The organism is Sphingobium sp. TomTYG65 (assembly GCF_055395525.1).
In genome coordinates this window covers 2085408-2102740 of record NZ_AP027330.1, presented here as the reverse complement: position 1 = coordinate 2102740, position 17333 = coordinate 2085408, and the positions used below count along the sequence as shown (strand labels likewise).

General features: G+C 63.5%; 21 protein-coding genes. 5 read left to right on the top strand and 16 right to left on the bottom strand.

Features of this window, described 5'->3' with window-relative positions:
- Positions 1–9: 9 nt before the first annotated feature.
- The 3 genes from ACZ5Y5_RS10320 to ACZ5Y5_RS10310 form a co-directional block, all read right to left on the bottom strand.
- Entirely contained in the window at positions 10–1017 is a 1008-nt protein-coding gene (locus tag ACZ5Y5_RS10320) for a DNA topoisomerase IB (RefSeq protein WP_464808546.1), read from the bottom strand.
- 67 nt (positions 1018–1084) lie between these two features.
- Positions 1085–1789: a hypothetical protein gene (locus ACZ5Y5_RS10315; RefSeq protein WP_464808545.1), complete on the bottom strand. Its 705-nt coding sequence runs from the start codon at positions 1787–1789 to the stop codon at positions 1085–1087.
- A complete protein-coding gene (locus tag ACZ5Y5_RS10310; protein ID WP_464808544.1) occupies positions 1789–3156 on the bottom strand; it encodes a putative O-glycosylation ligase, exosortase A system-associated in 1368 nt (455 codons plus the stop codon). The genes ACZ5Y5_RS10315 and ACZ5Y5_RS10310 overlap by 1 nt, the downstream gene beginning before the upstream one ends.
- Positions 3157–3356: 200 nt before the next feature.
- On the opposite strand from ACZ5Y5_RS10310, the gene ACZ5Y5_RS10305 reads away from it, so the two are divergent.
- Positions 3357–4583 carry a TIGR04063 family PEP-CTERM/XrtA system glycosyltransferase gene (locus tag ACZ5Y5_RS10305; protein ID WP_464808543.1) on the top strand — a complete coding sequence of 409 codons (1227 nt, stop codon included), beginning with the start codon at positions 3357–3359 and terminating at the stop codon, positions 4581–4583.
- Between the two features lie 8 nt (positions 4584–4591).
- Positions 4592–5443, top strand: coding sequence for a hypothetical protein (locus tag ACZ5Y5_RS10300; protein ID WP_464808542.1), 852 nt, complete (start codon positions 4592–4594; stop codon positions 5441–5443).
- 11 nt (positions 5444–5454) lie between these two features.
- Here the strand turns inward: ACZ5Y5_RS10300 and ACZ5Y5_RS10295 are convergent, their stop codons facing one another.
- Together ACZ5Y5_RS10295 and ACZ5Y5_RS10290 are read right to left on the bottom strand one after the other, a co-directional pair.
- On the bottom strand, positions 5455–5826 hold the full coding sequence (locus ACZ5Y5_RS10295; RefSeq protein WP_464808541.1) for a hypothetical protein: 372 nt from the start codon (positions 5824–5826) through the stop codon (positions 5455–5457).
- Positions 5823–6008, bottom strand: a complete 186-nt coding sequence (locus ACZ5Y5_RS10290; protein WP_464808540.1) for a hypothetical protein — start codon at positions 6006–6008, stop codon at positions 5823–5825. Before ACZ5Y5_RS10290 ends, ACZ5Y5_RS10295 begins: the two co-directional genes overlap by 4 nt.
- Positions 6009–6123: 115 nt before the next feature.
- On the opposite strand from ACZ5Y5_RS10290, the gene ACZ5Y5_RS10285 reads away from it, so the two are divergent.
- Positions 6124–6795 carry a S24 family peptidase gene (locus tag ACZ5Y5_RS10285; RefSeq protein ID WP_464808539.1) on the top strand — a complete coding sequence of 224 codons (672 nt, stop codon included), beginning with the start codon at positions 6124–6126 and terminating at the stop codon, positions 6793–6795.
- Positions 6796–6847: 52 nt separating this feature from the next.
- The gene (locus tag ACZ5Y5_RS10280; RefSeq protein ID WP_464808538.1) at positions 6848–7765 is read left to right on the top strand and encodes an XdhC family protein; all 918 of its coding nucleotides are present in this window, start codon (positions 6848–6850) and stop codon (positions 7763–7765) included.
- A 9-nt stretch (positions 7766–7774) separates the two neighbouring features.
- On the opposite strand, the gene ACZ5Y5_RS10275 is transcribed toward ACZ5Y5_RS10280, so the two are convergent.
- The 4 genes from ACZ5Y5_RS10275 to ACZ5Y5_RS10260 are packed head-to-tail and all read right to left on the bottom strand — an operon-like array spanning position 7775 to position 10942.
- A complete protein-coding gene (locus tag ACZ5Y5_RS10275; RefSeq protein WP_464808537.1) occupies positions 7775–7960 on the bottom strand; it encodes a YbdD/YjiX family protein in 186 nt (61 codons plus the stop codon).
- Positions 7957–10005 carry a carbon starvation CstA family protein gene (locus tag ACZ5Y5_RS10270; protein ID WP_464808536.1) on the bottom strand — a complete coding sequence of 683 codons (2049 nt, stop codon included), beginning with the start codon at positions 10003–10005 and terminating at the stop codon, positions 7957–7959. Before ACZ5Y5_RS10270 ends, ACZ5Y5_RS10275 begins: the two co-directional genes overlap by 4 nt.
- A gap of 51 nt (positions 10006–10056) precedes the next feature.
- Complete coding sequence (locus ACZ5Y5_RS10265) at positions 10057–10530, bottom strand: DoxX family protein (RefSeq protein WP_464808535.1); 474 nt, start codon at positions 10528–10530, stop codon at positions 10057–10059.
- The gene (locus ACZ5Y5_RS10260) at positions 10508–10942 is read right to left on the bottom strand and encodes a pyridoxamine 5'-phosphate oxidase family protein (protein WP_464808534.1); all 435 of its coding nucleotides are present in this window, start codon (positions 10940–10942) and stop codon (positions 10508–10510) included. The genes ACZ5Y5_RS10265 and ACZ5Y5_RS10260 overlap by 23 nt, the downstream gene beginning before the upstream one ends.
- 118 nt (positions 10943–11060) lie before the next feature.
- Here ACZ5Y5_RS10260 and ACZ5Y5_RS10255 point away from each other — a divergent pair, with 118 nt between their 5' ends.
- Positions 11061–11618, top strand: a complete 558-nt coding sequence (locus ACZ5Y5_RS10255) for a 2'-5' RNA ligase family protein (RefSeq protein ID WP_464808533.1) — start codon at positions 11061–11063, stop codon at positions 11616–11618.
- 114 nt (positions 11619–11732) lie between these two features.
- Here ACZ5Y5_RS10255 and yihA read toward each other — a convergent pair whose 3' ends face one another.
- From yihA to ACZ5Y5_RS10220, 7 genes are all read right to left on the bottom strand, one after another.
- Positions 11733–12380 carry a ribosome biogenesis GTP-binding protein YihA/YsxC gene (yihA, locus tag ACZ5Y5_RS10250; protein ID WP_464808532.1) on the bottom strand — a complete coding sequence of 216 codons (648 nt, stop codon included), beginning with the start codon at positions 12378–12380 and terminating at the stop codon, positions 11733–11735.
- Between the two features lie 84 nt (positions 12381–12464).
- Positions 12465–14165: a membrane protein insertase YidC gene (gene yidC / locus ACZ5Y5_RS10245; RefSeq protein ID WP_464808531.1), complete on the bottom strand. Its 1701-nt coding sequence runs from the start codon at positions 14163–14165 to the stop codon at positions 12465–12467.
- A 37-nt stretch (positions 14166–14202) separates the two neighbouring features.
- The gene (gene yidD / locus ACZ5Y5_RS10240; RefSeq protein WP_066526720.1) at positions 14203–14415 is read right to left on the bottom strand and encodes a membrane protein insertion efficiency factor YidD; all 213 of its coding nucleotides are present in this window, start codon (positions 14413–14415) and stop codon (positions 14203–14205) included.
- Entirely contained in the window at positions 14412–14828 is a 417-nt protein-coding gene (rnpA, locus tag ACZ5Y5_RS10235) for a ribonuclease P protein component (RefSeq protein WP_464808530.1), read from the bottom strand. The genes yidD and rnpA overlap by 4 nt, the downstream gene beginning before the upstream one ends.
- A gap of 32 nt (positions 14829–14860) precedes the next feature.
- Positions 14861–14995 carry a 50S ribosomal protein L34 gene (gene rpmH, locus ACZ5Y5_RS10230; protein WP_007683189.1) on the bottom strand — a complete coding sequence of 45 codons (135 nt, stop codon included), beginning with the start codon at positions 14993–14995 and terminating at the stop codon, positions 14861–14863.
- A gap of 139 nt (positions 14996–15134) precedes the next feature.
- Positions 15135–15905 (bottom strand): DsbA family protein, encoded by a 771-nt coding sequence (locus ACZ5Y5_RS10225; protein ID WP_464808529.1) that lies wholly within the window; start codon positions 15903–15905, stop codon positions 15135–15137.
- Positions 15902–17254, bottom strand: coding sequence for a M48 family metalloprotease (locus ACZ5Y5_RS10220; protein WP_464808528.1), 1353 nt, complete (start codon positions 17252–17254; stop codon positions 15902–15904). Before ACZ5Y5_RS10220 ends, ACZ5Y5_RS10225 begins: the two co-directional genes overlap by 4 nt.
- Positions 17255–17333: the final 79 nt, after the last annotated feature.

Genomic DNA, 17333 nt, shown 5'->3' with positions numbered 1-17333 from the left:
TGAGGGCGGTCAGGCCGCCAGCGGAAGTGCAGGGCTGGCGCCACGCTCTTCCAGAAAGGCGATCAGTCCGCGTTCGTAACGAGTGAGATAGCGCGTACTGCGCGGCAAGCGAAGCCCCGCACGCCATTCATCTTGCCCCGATTTGCAAAGTTCGATCAGCGCGGGGTGAATATAGCTCTTGCGGCTGATGGCGGGGGTGTTGCCCAGCGCCTCTGCAACGGGCGCGACCATCTGGGCCAGCGAGACCGGCCCAGATGCCAGCGTTTCGAATGCGATGGTGGAAGCGCCCCAGGTGCGGAAATGCTTTGCGGTGAAGTCGTGGCGCATGGCCTCGGCGATATAGGCGTTGACGTCACCAGAGCTGATCGGGCGGGCGACGCCGTCTTCATCCAGATATTGAAACAGATGCTGGCCAGGCAGGTCCTGCATCGCGCGCACGAAGCGCAGCAGGCGGCGGTCGCTGATCGTCAGGTCATGCTCGCGGCCTGATTTGGCGCGATATCGCAGGCGCAGCTTCTGGCCGGTAAGATCGACATGGCGGCGGCGAAGTGTGGTTGCGCCGAAGCTTTTGTTGGCGGCGGCATATTGTTCATTGCCGACGCGCACCTTGGCTAGGTCGAGCAGGCGGACGACGGCGGCGATCGTCCGTTCCTTGCGGAGGCCGCGCGTCGACAAGTCGACCTCTATCCGGGCGCGAAGACGGGGCAGGGCCTGGCCGAACAGAGCGCAGCCGCCATATTTCTCCGCCTCGCGGGCCGCACGAAAGTCGGGGTGATAGCGATATTGCTTGCGGCCGCGATCGTCATAGCCGGTCGCCTGGATATGGCCCTGGGGCAGGGGGCAAAACCAGCAGTCGCGATAGGCGGGCGGCATGCCGATGGAATTGAGTCGGTCGATCTCGTCGCGATCGGTGATGCGCGTGCCGTCCGGAAGGAAGTAGGCCCAGCCCCGCTTCAGCGCGCGGCGCGTGATTCCCGGCAGGCTGTCATTGGCGTGGACGAGGGTGTCTTGCGGCATGGGCTCCTTCTCAAGAGCCTCTAACCCGCCTTACTTTGCTTCGTTCCGCAGCGCTTGACCCATGTGGTCAAGATCCGGTGAGCCGCCAACGGAAACCGCCGCCACGGCGCAGACGCCAATGATCCGGATGGCGGCGAATGACCGACAGGTGGGCAAGGGTAAGCGTCGCGGCCAAGATGCCCGAGGGCATCGCCAAGACGGTCGTGGCGGGCAGAAGCAGGGCGCATAGCAGCGCAACCCCGGCGGCGCTGGCGCACAGCATGGTGGATCGCGCTTCGCCGTCAGGGCCGCGCATCCAGAAAACACAGCCGCTCATGCCGAGGGCAAAGGCCATGGCGAGACGGGCGGGCTGGCCCTGCCCGGCGAGGCTGCAGCCAATCAGCAACAGCAGGATAAGGGCGCCCAGGCCCCGGCGCGGCAGACGGCCGAGCAGGTAAGCGCCGACTGGATAGATGAGCAATTCCCCCATCAGCACGGCGGCCAGGATCGACCCGGCCAGCGCCGCCTGCTCAGGCCCTGCGATCACAGCGACGACGGCGGTGGCCGCCCAGGGGACAAGGCGGCCGGGCGCCATGCGGATATGGCTAACCCAGCCATGCAGTCCTGCGCGCGATTCCCAGCGGCGGTCGGCGAGGCGCAGCTGAAAGGCGGCGATGATGAACAGCGCCTCCACGCCCCAGGGCAACAGGTCCGGGCCGATCATCGGCGATGCCAGGACAAGGCCGAGCAGCAGGCCATGGGCGACGCCCAAAATGCGGAGTTCTCCGCTCATCACATTCCCCCCCTGATGGGCCGTAATGGTTGCAATCGAACAAGTGGTGGCCGAGCCACGTCCCGCCGCTTGCGCGTGAGGTAAGTGTCGAGGCCGATGTGCAGAGATAGCATCATGAAGATGAAGGGCTGGTAAGCGATCCCGACGAAGAGCGAGCCCACCATGTAGATGATGTGGCCCTGCTGTAGCGCCAGCGCGAAAGGCGCGATCCAGGCTTCACCGGGGCCGTCGCGGTTGCGGTAGAGGCGGCGGATCGATTCGATGCGGATGAAGCAGATGAGGTGGATCAGCAGCCAGAGGCCGAAGCCGAAATAGCCCTGTTCGCCCAGCATTTCGAAATAGGCGCTGTGATAGGCGCGGCCTTTGTCGGTCACGAGGCGGCGTTCGATCCGCGATCCGCCGCTGTCGATCACCCGTTCCTGTGTGTGATAGGTGAAGCTGTTCTGCAGATAATTGTCGAAGCCACCGCCGCCCGGATGCTCCTTCACATAGTCCAGCGTCCATTTCCACACGGCGAGGCGCGTGGACGCGCTTTCGTCGCCTTGGTGATTTTCGATCGTGGACATGCGTTGGGTGAAGCTGGCGGGCAGGAAGGGAATGGCGGCGATCGCGGCGAGCGCCATCAGCGGTCCATAGACGAAGCGGCGCTTCGACCGCATCAGCATCAGCCCTGCCAGAATGGCGATGCAGACGAGGCCGGTGCGCGCTTCGGTGCCCACCGGCATCAGCAGGCAGGCCAGGCAAAGCGCATAGGCGAAAGTGCGCACGCGCCAGTCGGGCGGAAAGATGGTGCCATGTTTCGCCAGCCAGAGGATCAGCGGGATCAGCGAAATGGCGACGCAGCTGATGATGCTGCCTTCATAAAGGCCGCTATTATTATCGACCATCAGATTGAGCACGCCATAGCCGCCACCCGACAGCGCCGTCTTCATGCCGCCGTTGATGATGATCGTGCTGGCGCACAGCACCATGAAGAGAGCCAGCGCCTCCAGCCGCAACCGGGTTCGCAGGGTTAGCGGCAGGAAGATCGCGAAGATCATCGCCTTCCAGACCCACGCCCATTTGGTCGCCGCATTGATGGGGAAGTCGGCCGTCGCCGTCGTATAGCCGCACCAGGCGAGCAGCATCAGCAGCAGCAGCTGGCGCATGGAAAAGCGGCAGTCCGCTTTCTTGTCCACCAGCAGCCATGCGCCCACGGCCATCGCGAAAGCGACGGCGGAAATAGGGATGCTGTTCAGCAGGAAATAGGAAAGCCGCTGGGGTGAGACGATGTCGATATAGGCATAGACCGCGATCAGCAGGAAAGGCCGCCGCAAGCCCAGCAGGAAGAAGGCGCCGAGGAAGGCGACGAAGAAGAGGTCACGCATCGGGTGCGCGCTCCGCGGCCGATTCGTCGTCCAGATCGTCACGCGACAGCAGTCGCCATGCCGCGAGCATGATCACACCATGGCTGATGAGGAGAGAGAGGGCGTCAATCATCGCGTGGGAGAGTCGTGGCTGGTCACGCCCTTTTCCTAGCGCGGCAGAGTTGACGGGCCGTTAAACCTTTTCCGGCACAAGAATCGCCATGACTCGGATACTTCATGTGCTCGATCACAGCCTGCCGATGCACAGCGGCTATACTTTCCGCACCCGCGCGATATTGCGGGCGCAGATGGCGCGGGGCTGGGAGGTGCGGGGCATCACAGGGCATCGCCACGGCGCGGCGGGCCCTGCCGAAGAGACTGTGGATGGCCTTCATTTTCACCGCACGCTTGGCCCAGCGGCAACGGGCAATCCGCTGCTGCGGGAGTGGCGGGATATTTCGGCGCATGCGGACGCGATCGAAGCGCTGATCGCGCAGTGGCGGCCGGATGTGATCCATGCCCATTCGCCGGTATTGAACGCGATGGCCGCCCAGCGCGCGGCGAAGCGGCACGACATTCCCATGGTTTACGAGATTCGCGCCTTTTGGGAGGATGCCGCGGTCGGCAACGGCACCGGGACGGAGGGGAGCCCGCGTTACTGGCTGACGCGGCAACTGGAGACCCATGCGGTTCGGGCGGCCGACGCCGTTGCGGTGATCTGCGAAGGGTTGCGGCAAGATCTCATGTCGCGCGGCATCGGCCCGGACAAGATCATCGTTTCACCCAATGGGGTGGATATGGAGCAATTCGGGACGCCCGTCCCACGCGATCCTGCGCTGACGGCGAGACTCGGGCTGGAAGGGGCCGATGTCGTCGGCTTCATCGGCAGCTTCTATGATTATGAAGGGCTCGATGATCTGATCGCCGCCATGCCGCGGCTGGTGCGCGCGCGGCCGAAGGTGAAGCTGCTGCTGGTCGGCGGCGGCCCTTGTGAACAGGCGTTGCGTGATCAGGCGACGGCTTCGCCCTTTGCCGACCATATCCTGTTTGTTGGCCGCGTGCCGCACGATCAGGTGGAGGATTATTATGCGCAGGTCGATATCCTGGCTTATCCGCGCAAGGCGATGCGACTCACCGAGCTGGTGACGCCGCTCAAGCCCCTGGAGGCGATGGCGCAGGGGCGGCTTGTCGCTGCTTCGAGCGTTGGCGGTCATCGTGAGCTGATCGAGGATGGCGTCACTGGCGCGTTGTTCGCGCCGGGAGATCCGGCGGCGATTGCAGCGGCGCTGGCGAGCATGTTCGCCGATCGCAGCTTCTGGGATGACCGGCGTGCGGTCGCGCGGGCCTTTGTCGAGCGGGAGCGTAACTGGTCGTCAAATATTCTGCGGTACGAGCCTGTCTATGAGCGCCTGTTGCAGCGTCAGCCGCGCGTGCGCGCCGCCGCCTGAGCCCAGTCGTGAACGCGATTCGACGACATGGGACGATAACCCCGGCGGTGCTGGGTGGTCTTGCCGTGGCGGTGATCCTGCTGGCCATGCCGGCGGGGCTGATCGAGACGGTCGTGGCGTCGAGCGGGCTGAGCGAAGCACTGCCCGCCGCTGCGCCGCCGCTTGGCATGAAGGCGCGGTTGCTGCTCGCCGGTTTTGGCGCGCTGATGGGAATGGGCTGGCTGTGCTTTAACGCCGTGCCCGCGCCGATGAAAGAAGATGGACGCCAAAGCGGCGTCCGGGGAGTGAGTAAAATGGGTTTTGCATTGCCGAAGCTGAACTGGCTGTCCCGTAGCCGCCCCACGGGGTCACGGGTGTCGCGTCCGCTGGCGCGCCGCGCCGATGCGCATCCCGATGCGCCTGCGCGTGCGCCGATCTTCGCCAGCAGGGACTTTGGCGGACTGGAGATATTCCCCCGGATCGCACCTGCCCGCATAGAGCAGGCAGAGGTGCCGGAGCCTGAGCAGCAGCCGGTTGCGCTGTCCTTCACGCCAGTGGTTGAAGAGGCGCTGTCCGCCCCGCAACCGATTGAGGCGGAATTTGAAGACATCAGCATTGCAGTTCCAGCGCCTCTCAGGGCCGGACGGGTCGAACAGCCCGCGCCTGCAGCGCAGATGCCGTCGCTGGCTGAGCTGACCGCCCGATTTGAGCGCGGCCTTGCCGACAGGGTCCGCAGCAGGGTTGCCACTGCCAGCGACGTGATCGCCGACATGCCGGTCGAACAGCCTGTGCCTGTCCGTGAGGAAGTGGAAGATGATGTGGACCAGGCACTGCGCGCGGCGCTCGGCACCCTTCGGGCTATGGCGGAACGCACGCGCTGAATGTCGTGCGCTCACCAGTCCTCGATCGTGAGGGCTGACAGGTCGATCCGTTCCTCGCGTGGAGCGGATTGAACTGCATCTATCGTGATGTCGGCGACGAAATGGCGGGTGAGGCGCCATTCCGCCTCCTCCAGTCCTTGAGCGAAACGGGCGCGCCGTTCGGCCGCATCTGGCCCGCACAGCCGCAAGCAGATCACGTGCCGCCTGCCCTGGAACAACGCGCTCGCCCAAGGGCGGCTGGTCGCGCGTTCGACGCTGACCGGGTCTCCGGCTCGCTCGATCAGCTGCGCGAGAAGGCGGGGCAAAGGGTCTCTGCCGCGCACCGGCGCGTCTTCGTTCGTCACCGAATGGCGGGTTGCGTTGTGATGATCGATGCTTGTCATTGACCCACGCTCCTGCGATATGTGTTCATGAAATGTTCTATTCTTCGCTTTATCCGTTCCCCCGGTTCGCGACCCGCCCGCAGGTCAAAGACCAGACGGGGGTCGCGTACGCTGTCCCGGCCGAAACGTGTCGCGGGGATGCCGTTTTCCCGCAGAAATTTTTCGACGGCGCGAAGCAGCATGCTTGTCATTCTCCCTGTTCAAGCAGATTCGCCCGCTGCGAATCTCTAGGTCGTTTCCTATCTGTTCTCCTATTTCCTACTTGTCTAGGAAAAATCTTATCGATATGGATGAGCCATGGGCGTAAGTGAGCTAGATCCGCGCATCGTGCTGGAACGGCTGATTGCCGAGCGGGGGGAGAATTATGCCGATCTGTCCCGCCTGCTGAAGCGCAATCCCGCCTATATCCAGCAGTTCATAAAGCGAGGGTCGCCCCGCAAGCTGGACGAAGAGGATAGGCGGGTGCTGGCCCGCTATTTCGGCGTGGCGGAGGATATGCTGGGCGGACCGCGTGAGGAGGCGCCGATTGCACGCCGGTCGCGGCCGTTGCCCGCCGTGGTGCCAGTGCCGCGCCTCTCGCTTGGCGCGTCGGCAGGGCCGGGTTCGCTCGACGAGGATGAGCGCGCGGCGGGTGTGCTGGCGTTCGACGCCAGCTGGCTGCGGCATCTGGGCGTGCGGCCGCAGGGAGTTTCGATCATCCGGGTTGATGGCGAATCGATGGCGCCGACGCTGAATGACGGCGACGAAATCATGGTCGATCATGATGACGACGCGACGCGGCTGCGCGACGGGGTCTATGTTTTACGGCTGGATGGCGTGCTGATGGTGAAGCGGATCGCGATGGGGCCGCGGCGTGGACTGTTCAGCGTGCTCAGCGACAATGCGCATTACCCCGACTGGGTGGATATCGACCCGGCGCTGGTGGCGATCGTGGGACGGGTTGTGTGGACCGGACGGCGGCTGGTCTAGCTTGGCGAGGCCGGCGCGGCTTCCTATCTGCGGACCGGCAAGGAGATTCTGGTTGAACGACAATGACGCGGTGATCCGCAAGGCGATCGAGTGGCGCGGTGCGCCCATGGCGCTGGCGACGGTGGTATCGACCTGGGGGTCTGCTCCCCGGCCGCGCGGCAGCCATATGATCGTGCATCAGGACGGCCGATTCGAGGGCAGCATCTCGGGCGGCTGTGTCGAGGCCGATGTGCTGCAGCGCGCCGAAGAGGTTATTGCGGGGCGCCCGGCGCATGTCGAACGCTATGGCGTGGCTGACGGCGACGCATGGGCGGTGGGCCTGCCTTGCGGCGGGGAGATCAGCGTTCTGGTGCAGCCAGTGGGCGAGGGCGGGTTTGCGCCTGCCCTGTTCGATCGGATCGCGCAGGTCCGGGATGAGGGTCGCGCGCTGACTCTTTCCACTGATTTGGACACCGGCTTGACGCGCGAGGGGGCGATCGAAGGTCAGTTCCTCAATCGCTATGACCCGCCGCGCCGGCTGCTGATCGTGGGAGCCGTGCAGATCGCCCAGGCGTTAGGTGCATTGGCTCAGGCCATCGGCGTGATGCCGGTTGTGATCGATCCGCGCGGGCGCTTCCTGACGCAGGAGCGTTTCCCCGGCGTCGAACTGGACGATCGCTGGCCCGACGAGGCGATTGCTGCGCGTCGGCCGGGAGAAGCCACAGCGGTGGTGACGCTGAGCCACGACATCAAGATCGATGATCCCGCCCTGGCTGCGGCGCTGCGGGCGCCCACGGGATATGTTGCGGCGCTTGGGTCGCGCAAGAGCCATGCCGCCCGGCTGGAAAGATTGTCGGCAATGGGATTTTCGGCAGAGGCGCTTGCGCGGATCGATGGTCCGGCTGGTATCGACATTGGCGCAGTGGGGGCAGCGGAGATTGCGCTGTCGATAGCGGCAGGAATGGTCGCTGGGTTCAACGCGCGCGGTTGAACGAAGCCGTCAGCAGCATTTGCCGCCGTTTTTGCCGCCATAGCGCGCCTCCTGCCGGTCGCGGAAAAACTGGGTGCGCGTCATCACCGGTTGGCCAGGATGATGCGTGCGCATGTGCAGGACGTAGCCGTCATAGTCGGGCACGCCCACCATCATCCGGGCCGTATGCCGGATTCTGTCCAGCAGCCCGCTCATTCCGCAGGCACCAGTGGCACAGGGATTTCGCGCGCGGTGGGACCGTCCGTGCGCCGCGCAGCGATGCAGGTGCGAATGGTGAAGAAGAGCAGCGAGAGGACGACTGCGAGGAAGATCGCGACCAGCCCCGCATCCACCCGGTCATTGAAGATGATCTGCCGCATCTCCGCCATCGACTTGGCCGGGGCGAGAACGGTGCCTTGCTCCGCGGCTGCGCTGAACTTCTCGGCATGGGCAAGGAAGCCGACCTTCACATCGCTGGACATGAGCTTTAGGAAGCCGGCAGACAGCGTACAGACCAGCAGCCATGCAGTCGGGATCATCGTCACCCAAGCATAGCGGTCGTGCTTCATGCGGAACAGCACCGCCGTCGCCAGCATCAGCGCGATCGCCGCCAGCATCTGGTTGGAAATGCCGAACACCGGCCACAGCGTATTCACGCCGCCCAGCGGATCAGTGACCCCCTGATAGAGGAAGAAGCCCCAGGCTGCGACGGTCAGCGCCGTCGCAACCAGGCTGGGGCCGATGCTCTTTGTTTCCTTGAACGCAGGCACGGCGAGCGCGATCAGGTCCTGCAGCATGAAGCGGCCCGCGCGCGTCCCCGCGTCCACGGCGGTTAGGATGAAGAGCGCCTCGAACAGGATCGCGAAATGATACCAGAAGGCCTTCATCGCCGGGCCGCCGACCACATGGGAAAAGATCTCCGCCATGGCGACCGCCAGCGTCGGTGCGCCGCCTGCGCGGGAGATGATCGTATGTTCGCCGACATCCTTGGCGGTCTGTGCGATCAGGTCAGGCGTGATGGGGAAGCCCATCGCAGTGACCGCCGCCGCCGCGCTGGAGGCGTCAGTGCCGATCACCGCCGCAGGGCTGTTCATCGTGAAATAGACGCCGGGATCCAGGATCGAAGCGCCCACCAGCGCCATGATGGCCACGAACGCTTCCATCAGCATCGCGCCATAGCCGATGACTGGCGCGTGCGCTTCGCTGGCGATCAGCTTGGGCGTCGTGCCGCTGGCGATCAGCGCGTGGAAACCGGAGACTGCGCCGCAAGCGATGGTGATGAAGAGGAAGGGGAAAAGACCACCCGACCAGACCGGGCCATTGCCATTCACGAACTGGGTGACGGCGTGCATCTTGAGCGGCGGCGCCATGATCACGATGCCGATGGCCAGCGCCGCGATCGCGCCGATCTTGAGGAAGGTCGAAAGATAATCGCGCGGGGCGAGCAGCAGCCACACCGGCAGCACCGAAGCAACCGCGCCATAGCCGATCAGTATCCAGCAGAGCTGCACTGGCGTGAAGGTAAAGGCGGGACCCCAGACAGGCGAGAGGGCGACGCTCTGCCCATAGACGATGGCGGCGAGCAGCCCAATGAGGCCCAAGAGGGATACTTCCCCGATCCGTCCCGGCCTGATCCAGCGGGTATAGGCGCCCATCAGCATGGCAAGCGGCACGGTCGCGGCAACCGTGAACATGCCCCAGGGGCTTTCGGCGAGCGCCTTCACCACGATCAGGGCCAGCACGGCAAGGATGATGACCATGATCATGAAAGCGCCGAACAGAGCGATGGTGCCTGCGACCTGGCCCATCTCCATGCGGATCAGTTCGCCCAGCGATTTGCCGTCGCGGCGCATGGAAATGAAGAGGATCATGAAGTCTTGCACCGCGCCTGCCAGCACGACACCTGCGATGATCCAGATCGTGCCTGGCAAATACCCCATCTGCGCCGCGAGAACCGGGCCGACAAGCGGACCTGCCCCGGCGATGGCCGCGAAATGATGGCCGAACAGCACTACCCGGTCAGTGGCGACATAATCCAGCCCATCGGCCCGCCTGATCGCTGGCGTCGGCCGGAGCGGATCAAGCCGCATCACGGTGCGAGCGATGTAAAGCGCATAATAGCGGTAGGCGACCAGGAAGCTGCTGACTGCAGCAACGACGATCCAAAGGGCATTGATCGCTTCGCCGCGCGACAGGGCGACCACCGACAAGGCAACTGCGCCCGCGATGGCGATCAGAATCCATGGAATGTGCCGGGTCATCGCTCTCTCTGAGATTCTGAACAATTGGGCGTCACAGTAAGGCGGCGTCCTTCAAAGACAATCACCCATGTCGGGCGCGGGTGCCTTTCGACCGAAGGGCCATTGCGTGACTCCGCTCGCCCAAAGCGCCCACCAGATAATGACTGGCTGCAATAGGAGGCGCGGGCCGTGATACCACCAGCCAAGATGCGTCCCTCCCAGCGGGATATCGTTGATGGCGTGGTTGAGATTGGCCGGCCAGACGCACAAGGCATAAAGGGCAAGGCCGATCCCCGCAGCCCGGCGGACGCGCGGCAGGTGCAGTCCGATGGCCCCGGCAAGCTCCGCCAGCCCGGTGAGGGCGACGATCTGCGCGGGCCAGGGCACCCAATGTGGGGTGATCGCTATGAAGCCAGCTGGCCGCGTGAGATGCGCCACGCCCGCGATCAGATAAAATATGGAAAGAAGCCACAGCGCCGCTGTGCGGACACGGTTTTTCCGGTCTCCTTTGGCTTCTGCTGGTTCAGAGGCCGATTTCCCCTTCATCTTCGCCATCCCAATAATGGGCGCGTTCGGCGCGAACCTTGATCATCACCAGACCGGGCGTGTCTATGCCATGTTCGAACCAGCGCTCTATGTCGCTGTTCCAATGCGCCGCAAACTCGGCCTTGTCACGAATTAGCTCGGCGCGGCCTTCAATGGCGACGAAGAGCGGCCGCTGGTTCAGCAATCCGGCGCTACCTTGGAAGGAGAGGCCGACCTGGGGCTCCCGTTCGATGTCCCGCACCATGACGGTGTCGTCCGTCGTGAAATAATAGCTGTCGCCATCATATTCGACATCGCGATTGTTGCTCATGGGGCGCGCCCCGATACGGCCGTCGCCGGCATGGGTGGAGAGCATCGCGAAGTCGATGTCCTTCATCGTCTCGGCAAGCTGAGCCAGTGTACGCTGAACCATAGGGCTACTCCCTTCGAGTTGCATTCCTAACGCGCGTAAGCGGCAAACGGTGCCCTAATGACTCGCATCGCCGACGGTAAGAACATATAGTGAACATATCGAATCGGAGGGATGAGAAATGCGCCACGATATGCGCACCAAGAGCTTGTACCGGCTATTTTTCGGGCTCCAGCCTTCGCCAGTCGTTGCGCGGCAGACCGATCATCTGGCGGAAAGCTTAGCCGAGGGCGCACGCCGGATTCTGCCGGAGCATCAGCATGTCACATTGGCGATTACCGCCGACTATGATGATTATCCCTATGCGGTGATCAAGGCGTTGCTGCGCGCCGGCACCACCGTCATGGCGGAACCTTTCGATCTGCCGCTTGATCGGTTGAGCTTCAGCAACAAGTCAGCTGCATTACGGCCTTCCTCGTCCGTGCCGTTGCTCAACGCGTTGCAGCGGGCGATCATCGATGCGATGCGCGGGGCAGGGGTTTCGCTGCGCCCCGGCTGGAGCTTCAGTCCGCATCAGACGCTATTTTATCGGGAGGGACGGCCCGAGCAGCGGCGGATCGAAGGGTTCAACTGGCGGGTGGAGCAGTTCGCATTGATATGCAGCCATGTCGGCCGCACGCGGCATGAGACTTTGGGCACATGGCCGCTCAAGGGCGATGGGCAATATTCGCTTTTCTAGCGAAAATGCCTTCCGATGAGCCAAGCTGACTCCGTCCGTTTCGAACGCAGTCGAGAAAAGCAGCCGGTGCGCTTTCCGCCTTCAGGCCGACGGCAGGGCATCTGACCGCTTCGGCTACCCTTGCGTCACGCTCTCCAGCACCGCAGCGCGTAGTTCGGGGATGCCCATGCCCTTCTCACTGGAGGTGGGGATGATATCGGGGTGAGCGGCGGGTCGCTTTCGGATGGCCTCACCCGTGGCCTGGATGATTTCAGCCAGATGGCTGGCCTTCACCTTGTCCGCCTTGGTCAGCACGACGCGGTAGCTCACGGCCGCTGCGTCAAGCATGTCGAATATATCCTTGTCGACGTCCTTGATGCCGTGGCGACTGTCGATCAGCACCAGCGTGCGCTTCAGCTTCGCGCGGCCGCGCAGATAGTCGTTCACCAGAAAGCGCCACTTGCGGACCATGTCCTTGGGCGCCTTGGCATAGCCATATCCCGGCATGTCGACCAGGCGGAAGCGCAGCGGATCGCCCACGTCGAAGAAGTTCAATTCCTGCGTGCGGCCCGGCGTGTTCGACGTGCGTGCAAGGCCGTTGCGACCGGTCAGTGCGTTGAGCAGCGAGGATTTGCCGACGTTGGAGCGGCCCGCAAAGGCCACCTCATTGACCGACATGTCGGGCAGGAATTTTAGGTCGGGCGCTGATTTCAGGAAGGTGATCGGCCCGGCAAAGACCTTGCGCGCTTCCTCGATCAGGTCGGCTTGTTCGTCGCCGCTCATCTCAAACTCCGTTCGGTTCGAGCTTGTCGAGAACCATGGCGCGCCGTTCTCGACAAGCTCGAACCGAACGGGCGTTGCGCGATATTATTTCGCCTCTGCCGCGTTCAGAACGGGATGGCGCTTATAGAGCCACCATTGCTGGAGCATCGACAGACAGTTGTTGGTGATCCAGTAGACCAGCAGGCCCGCCGCGAATGGCGCCATGATGAACATCATCATCCAGGGCATGATCGAGAACACCTGCTGCTGCATCGGGTCCATCTGCGCCGGGTTCAGCTTGAACTGGAAATACATGCTGATGCCGAGCAGCAACGCCAGCACACCGATCGCAAGGAAGGAGGGTGGCGTGAAGGGCAGTAGGCCAAACAGGTTCAGGATGTGCAGCGGATCGGGTGCGGACAGATCCTTGATCCACAGGACGAAGGGCTGGTGGCGCATTTCGATCGTCAGCTGCAGCACCTTGTAAAGGGCGAAGAAGATCGGAATCTGAATGAAGATGGGCAGACAGCCGGCAAGAGGGTTCACCTTCTCGCGCTTGTAAAGCTCCATCATCTCCTGCTGAAGCTTGGGCTTGTCGTCCTTATACTTCTCCTGCAGCGCCTTCATCTTGGGCTGGACCGCGCGCATCGCGGCCATGCTGGCGAACTGGCGCTGGGCGACGGGGAACATTAGCGCGCGGACCACGAAGGTCAGGCAGATGATGGCGACGCCGAAATTACCGATATGTTCGAACAGCCAGTGAAGCAGAGCGAAGATCGGCTTTTCGAACCAGTAGAACCAGCCCCAGTCGATCGCCCGATCGAACAACGGAATGCCCGCATCCTGATAGGCTTCGAGCGTCTTCACTTCCTTCGCGCCGACGAACAGGCGCGCAGTCTGCGTCACGGCTTTGCCGGGCGCCAGCATGGTGGGCGCGAGGCTGTAATCCGCCTGATATTGGGTGCCCGCACCCTTGCGGAACTGGCCTTCAAAAGCGGCCTTCTGATCCGGCACCAAGGCTGACAACCAATATTTGTCCGTGAAGCCGAGCCAGCCGCCGGTGGATTGGAAGCTCTGGGTCGAAGGACCCTTGGCGAGGTCCTTATAGTTCACGTCATAATTGGCCGCGCCATTGAAGACGCCCATCGGACCCACATGAATGGTCCAGGTGTCAGGATCTTTCGACGGAGTGGCGCGGCTTACATAGCCGTAGCTTTTGACGGCGATGGCTCCAGCGCCGCTGTTCGAAACCTTCTGCTGCGCGGTGATCATATAATTTTGATCGACCGAGAAGCGGATTTCGAAAGTCTGACCCGCGCCATTGTTCCAGCGCAGCGTCACCGGGCGGGTGGGCGTCAGCTCCGTGCCTTCTGCGGTCCAGACAGTGTCAGCGTTGGGCGCCTTCACCCCTTCGCCCTGCCAGCCGAAGCCGGCAAAGAAGGCGTCCGCCGTGCCCGATGGACTATAGAGGCGAATGGCAGGGGAATCCTTGGCGATCGTCTCGCCATAGGTGGGCAGCACGATATCGTCGATGCGCGCGCCCTTCAGATTGATGGACCCGGTCAGCTTGGGCGTGCGGATGGGAATGCGCGGGCTTTCCTTGAGCACGAGCGCGCGGTCGCGAATCGCTGCCGGACTATCCGCGGCAGGGCTTGCACCCTGCGAGACGGGCGTGGTCTTGCCGCCCTCAATCTTCGTCGCGGGCGGGTTGGCTGCGGGGAAGAAATGCTTGGCGATATAGGGCCAGCCGAACAGGATCGCCGCCGTCAGCAGCACCGCCAGAACAATATTCTTCTTGTCGTCCACGCTTGTCGGCTCCGCCGTCTTCAGTGAAAATCTTGTGTCATGGGACGGGGTCGTAGCCCGACCCACCCCAGGGGTGGCATCGCATTAGCCGCTTCGTGGCGAGCCAGCTACCCTTCACCGCACCATATTTGCGGATAGCCTCTATGGCATATTGGGAGCAGGAGGGCGCGTAGCGGCAAGAGGGCGGCAATATGCGCGAAGGGCCAAGCTGCCAGAAACGCGCGATGAGGATGAGCAGGCGGGCGATCATGAGCTGGAACCGCCATCGTCCCGCGCAGGCGAGGGCATCTTGTCCTTGGCCCTGGTGGGCTGCTTCTTCGCCCGGCGGGGCCCTTCTCCGGCCGGTCGGCTCATCACCTTGCGCAGCGCCTTTTCCAGTTCGGCGCGCAGCAGAGTGAAGTCCCGTTCTATGCCGTCGGATCGCCCGATCAGCACATGGTCCGCGCCAGGCACGCCATGGACCGGCAGCAGCTCTCGCGCCAGAACGCGAAAACGGCGCTTCATCCTGTTGCGGATGACAGCGCCGCCAATCTTCTTCGTAACCGTGATGCCATAGCGCATCGCCGGATCGCCATCGGCCCGTTCGCGCACCAGCAGGACAAAGCCCGGCATGGGCGCGCGCCGCCCGCGATTCGCCGCCAGGAAATCGGCGCGCTTGCTCATGATGGCAGGCGCGCTGACCGGCGGCGCGTCGTTCAGGCGCTCAGGCTCTTGCGGCCGCGGGCGCGACGGGCGCGCAGCACGTTGCGGCCGCCGGGGGTCGCCATGCGGGCGCGGAAACCGTGACGGCGCTTCCGAACCAGATTGCTCGGCTGATAGGTGCGCTTCATCGTTCATTCCTCAAAGCAAAACGTCAAAATCGGGCGTGACAAAAAAGGGCCGCCGTGGGGCGGCCGCATGTCAGGGGGCGTCCGATAGGCAAAAGGCGGGGACGAGTCAATGGCGGAGGGTGGAAATCCACCCGGCGCCTTACTTCGCCCGCACCGCCGCGACCGCCTGCTTCAGCGCGTCATAGCCCACCGCGCCGTTCAGCACCTGATCGCCCACCACGAAGGTCGGCGTGCCGGTGGCGCGCAGCTTTTGCGCTAGCGCAATGTTGGACTGAATTTCCGCGTCATATTTGCTGCTGGCGATCGCCGCCTCCGCAGCCTTTCGATCGATTCCGACCGTGGCCGCGGCGGCCAGGATCGTCTCGCGCGTCACCTTGCCGCTGGCGTAGAGGGCGCGGTGATACGGCATATATTGGCCCTTCTCGGCCGCCAGCAGAGAAACCTTGGCGGCGTCGGCGCTCTCGTCGGACAGGATCGGCAACTCGCGATAGACGACCTTCAACCCCTTGTCCTCGCCCACGAGCTTGGCAAGGTCGGGGAGGGAGGCGCGGCAATAGCCGCAGGCATAATCGAAAAATTCGACCAGCGTAACATCGCCCTTGGCCGCTCCTTCCCAGGCACCGGCATAGGGTGTTTCGATCGCCTTGCGGCTTTCGCCGATGCTGTCGGCGACCCGTTTCGCCTGAAGCCGTTCGACCGCTTCAGGAATGATCTCGGGATGCTCCAATATATAGTCGCGCACGATCTTTTCTATCGCGGCCTTGTCGCCGACGGCGACACTGCTTGTGCTTTGCATGCCAAGCGCAGCGCCGGTCGCGGTGGCGGCGATAAAGGCGAGCGCGCCAATGGTCATCTGAATCGTCCTGTTGGAAAGGGCCGCGCGAAAGCCGGGCCGAGGGAGTTCGGTCATCTTTTCTTCCGCTTCTGTTCGACGGCCGCGCGTGAAACCATTGCGATATCCTGCGCCCGCAGATAGTCAACCGTTCCCGGCTTCAACCCCTGCATCGCGGCGTCGGCGCTGCGCAACGCCATCTGGTCGTCGCCCATCAGCGCATAGCGTTCCGCGGTCGCCAGCGCAGCGCGAGGCGTGTCGCCGCGCCGTTCGTAGACGACGCCAAGCTGATACCAGGCGAAGGGATTTTCCCGGTCGCGCGCCACGGCGTTGCGGAGCACCTGCTCGGCCTCGGCGAAATTATTGTCATCCTCTGTCGCGATCAGCGCATGGCCGAGCATCGTCGCGATCAGCGGCTGGCGGGTGATCTGCACTGCCTCCCGCAGCGGCGGAATCGCATCGGCGGGACGTCCGCTTTCCAGCAGAACCTGGCCCTTCAACTCGAGGAAATAGGGGTCGTGCGGCTCTGCCTTGAGCAACGCATCCACCTCGCTCATCGCCTTGTCCGGATAAGCGCTTTTGTGCCAGGCATAGGCGCGCGCATAATGCGCCGGGATGGACTGGTCACTTTCGGGATATTTGATCAGTGTCTGCGTGGGTTCGGATACGAAGCCGACGAGCTTCGCCTTGATGCGCTCGAACCGCGCCTCCAGCTTGGGGTCCACTGGCTTGTTCCAGGATGGATCGACCGTATAGACCTCGCGAAGCACGTTGATGCGCTCGCCCGAGAGCGGGTGGGTGCGGCCGTAACTGTCGTCCTGCGGGATGGCGAGGCGATATTCCTGGTTCTGCAGCTTCTTGAAGAAATCCAGACTGCCCTTGCCCGACAGGCCCGCCTTGCTGAGATAGCGCGCGCCTGCAAGGTCGGCCGAGCTTTCCTGCGCACGGGAGAAGGCGAGATATTTGCCCATCGCCGCCTGCTGGCCCATACCCAATATGCCCATGCCGGCTTCGGCGCCGCCTGCCGCGATCGCCGCCGCGCCGAGTACCAGACTGAGCAGGGTGATGCCGGTCGCTTCCTTCATCCCGTCGGCCGAGCGGATGACATGGCCGCCCTCTATGTGTCCCAATTCGTGCGCGACGACACCCTGCAACTGGTTCACATTGTCGGCGGTGGCGATCAGGCCGCTATGCAACCAGACATATTGGCCGCCCGCGACGAAGGCATTGATCTCCGGATCGTTGAGAACGAACACTTGGACGTTGCGCGGCTCCATGCCTGCGGCATGCACCAGCGGCGCGGACATATCGGCCATGAAGGCTTCGGTTTCGGCATCGCGCAGGATCTGCTGGGCGGCTGCAGGTTTCGCCAGCAGCGCCAGGCTCGCGACGGCGATCGCGACGCTATGAAGCCAACGGCGCTTCACGGACGGCCAGCGCGGATATGAGTAGCAACGGGCATGCCGCAACGCCGATGGCAGCGCAGCCCTGAATGGAGAGTGAAGC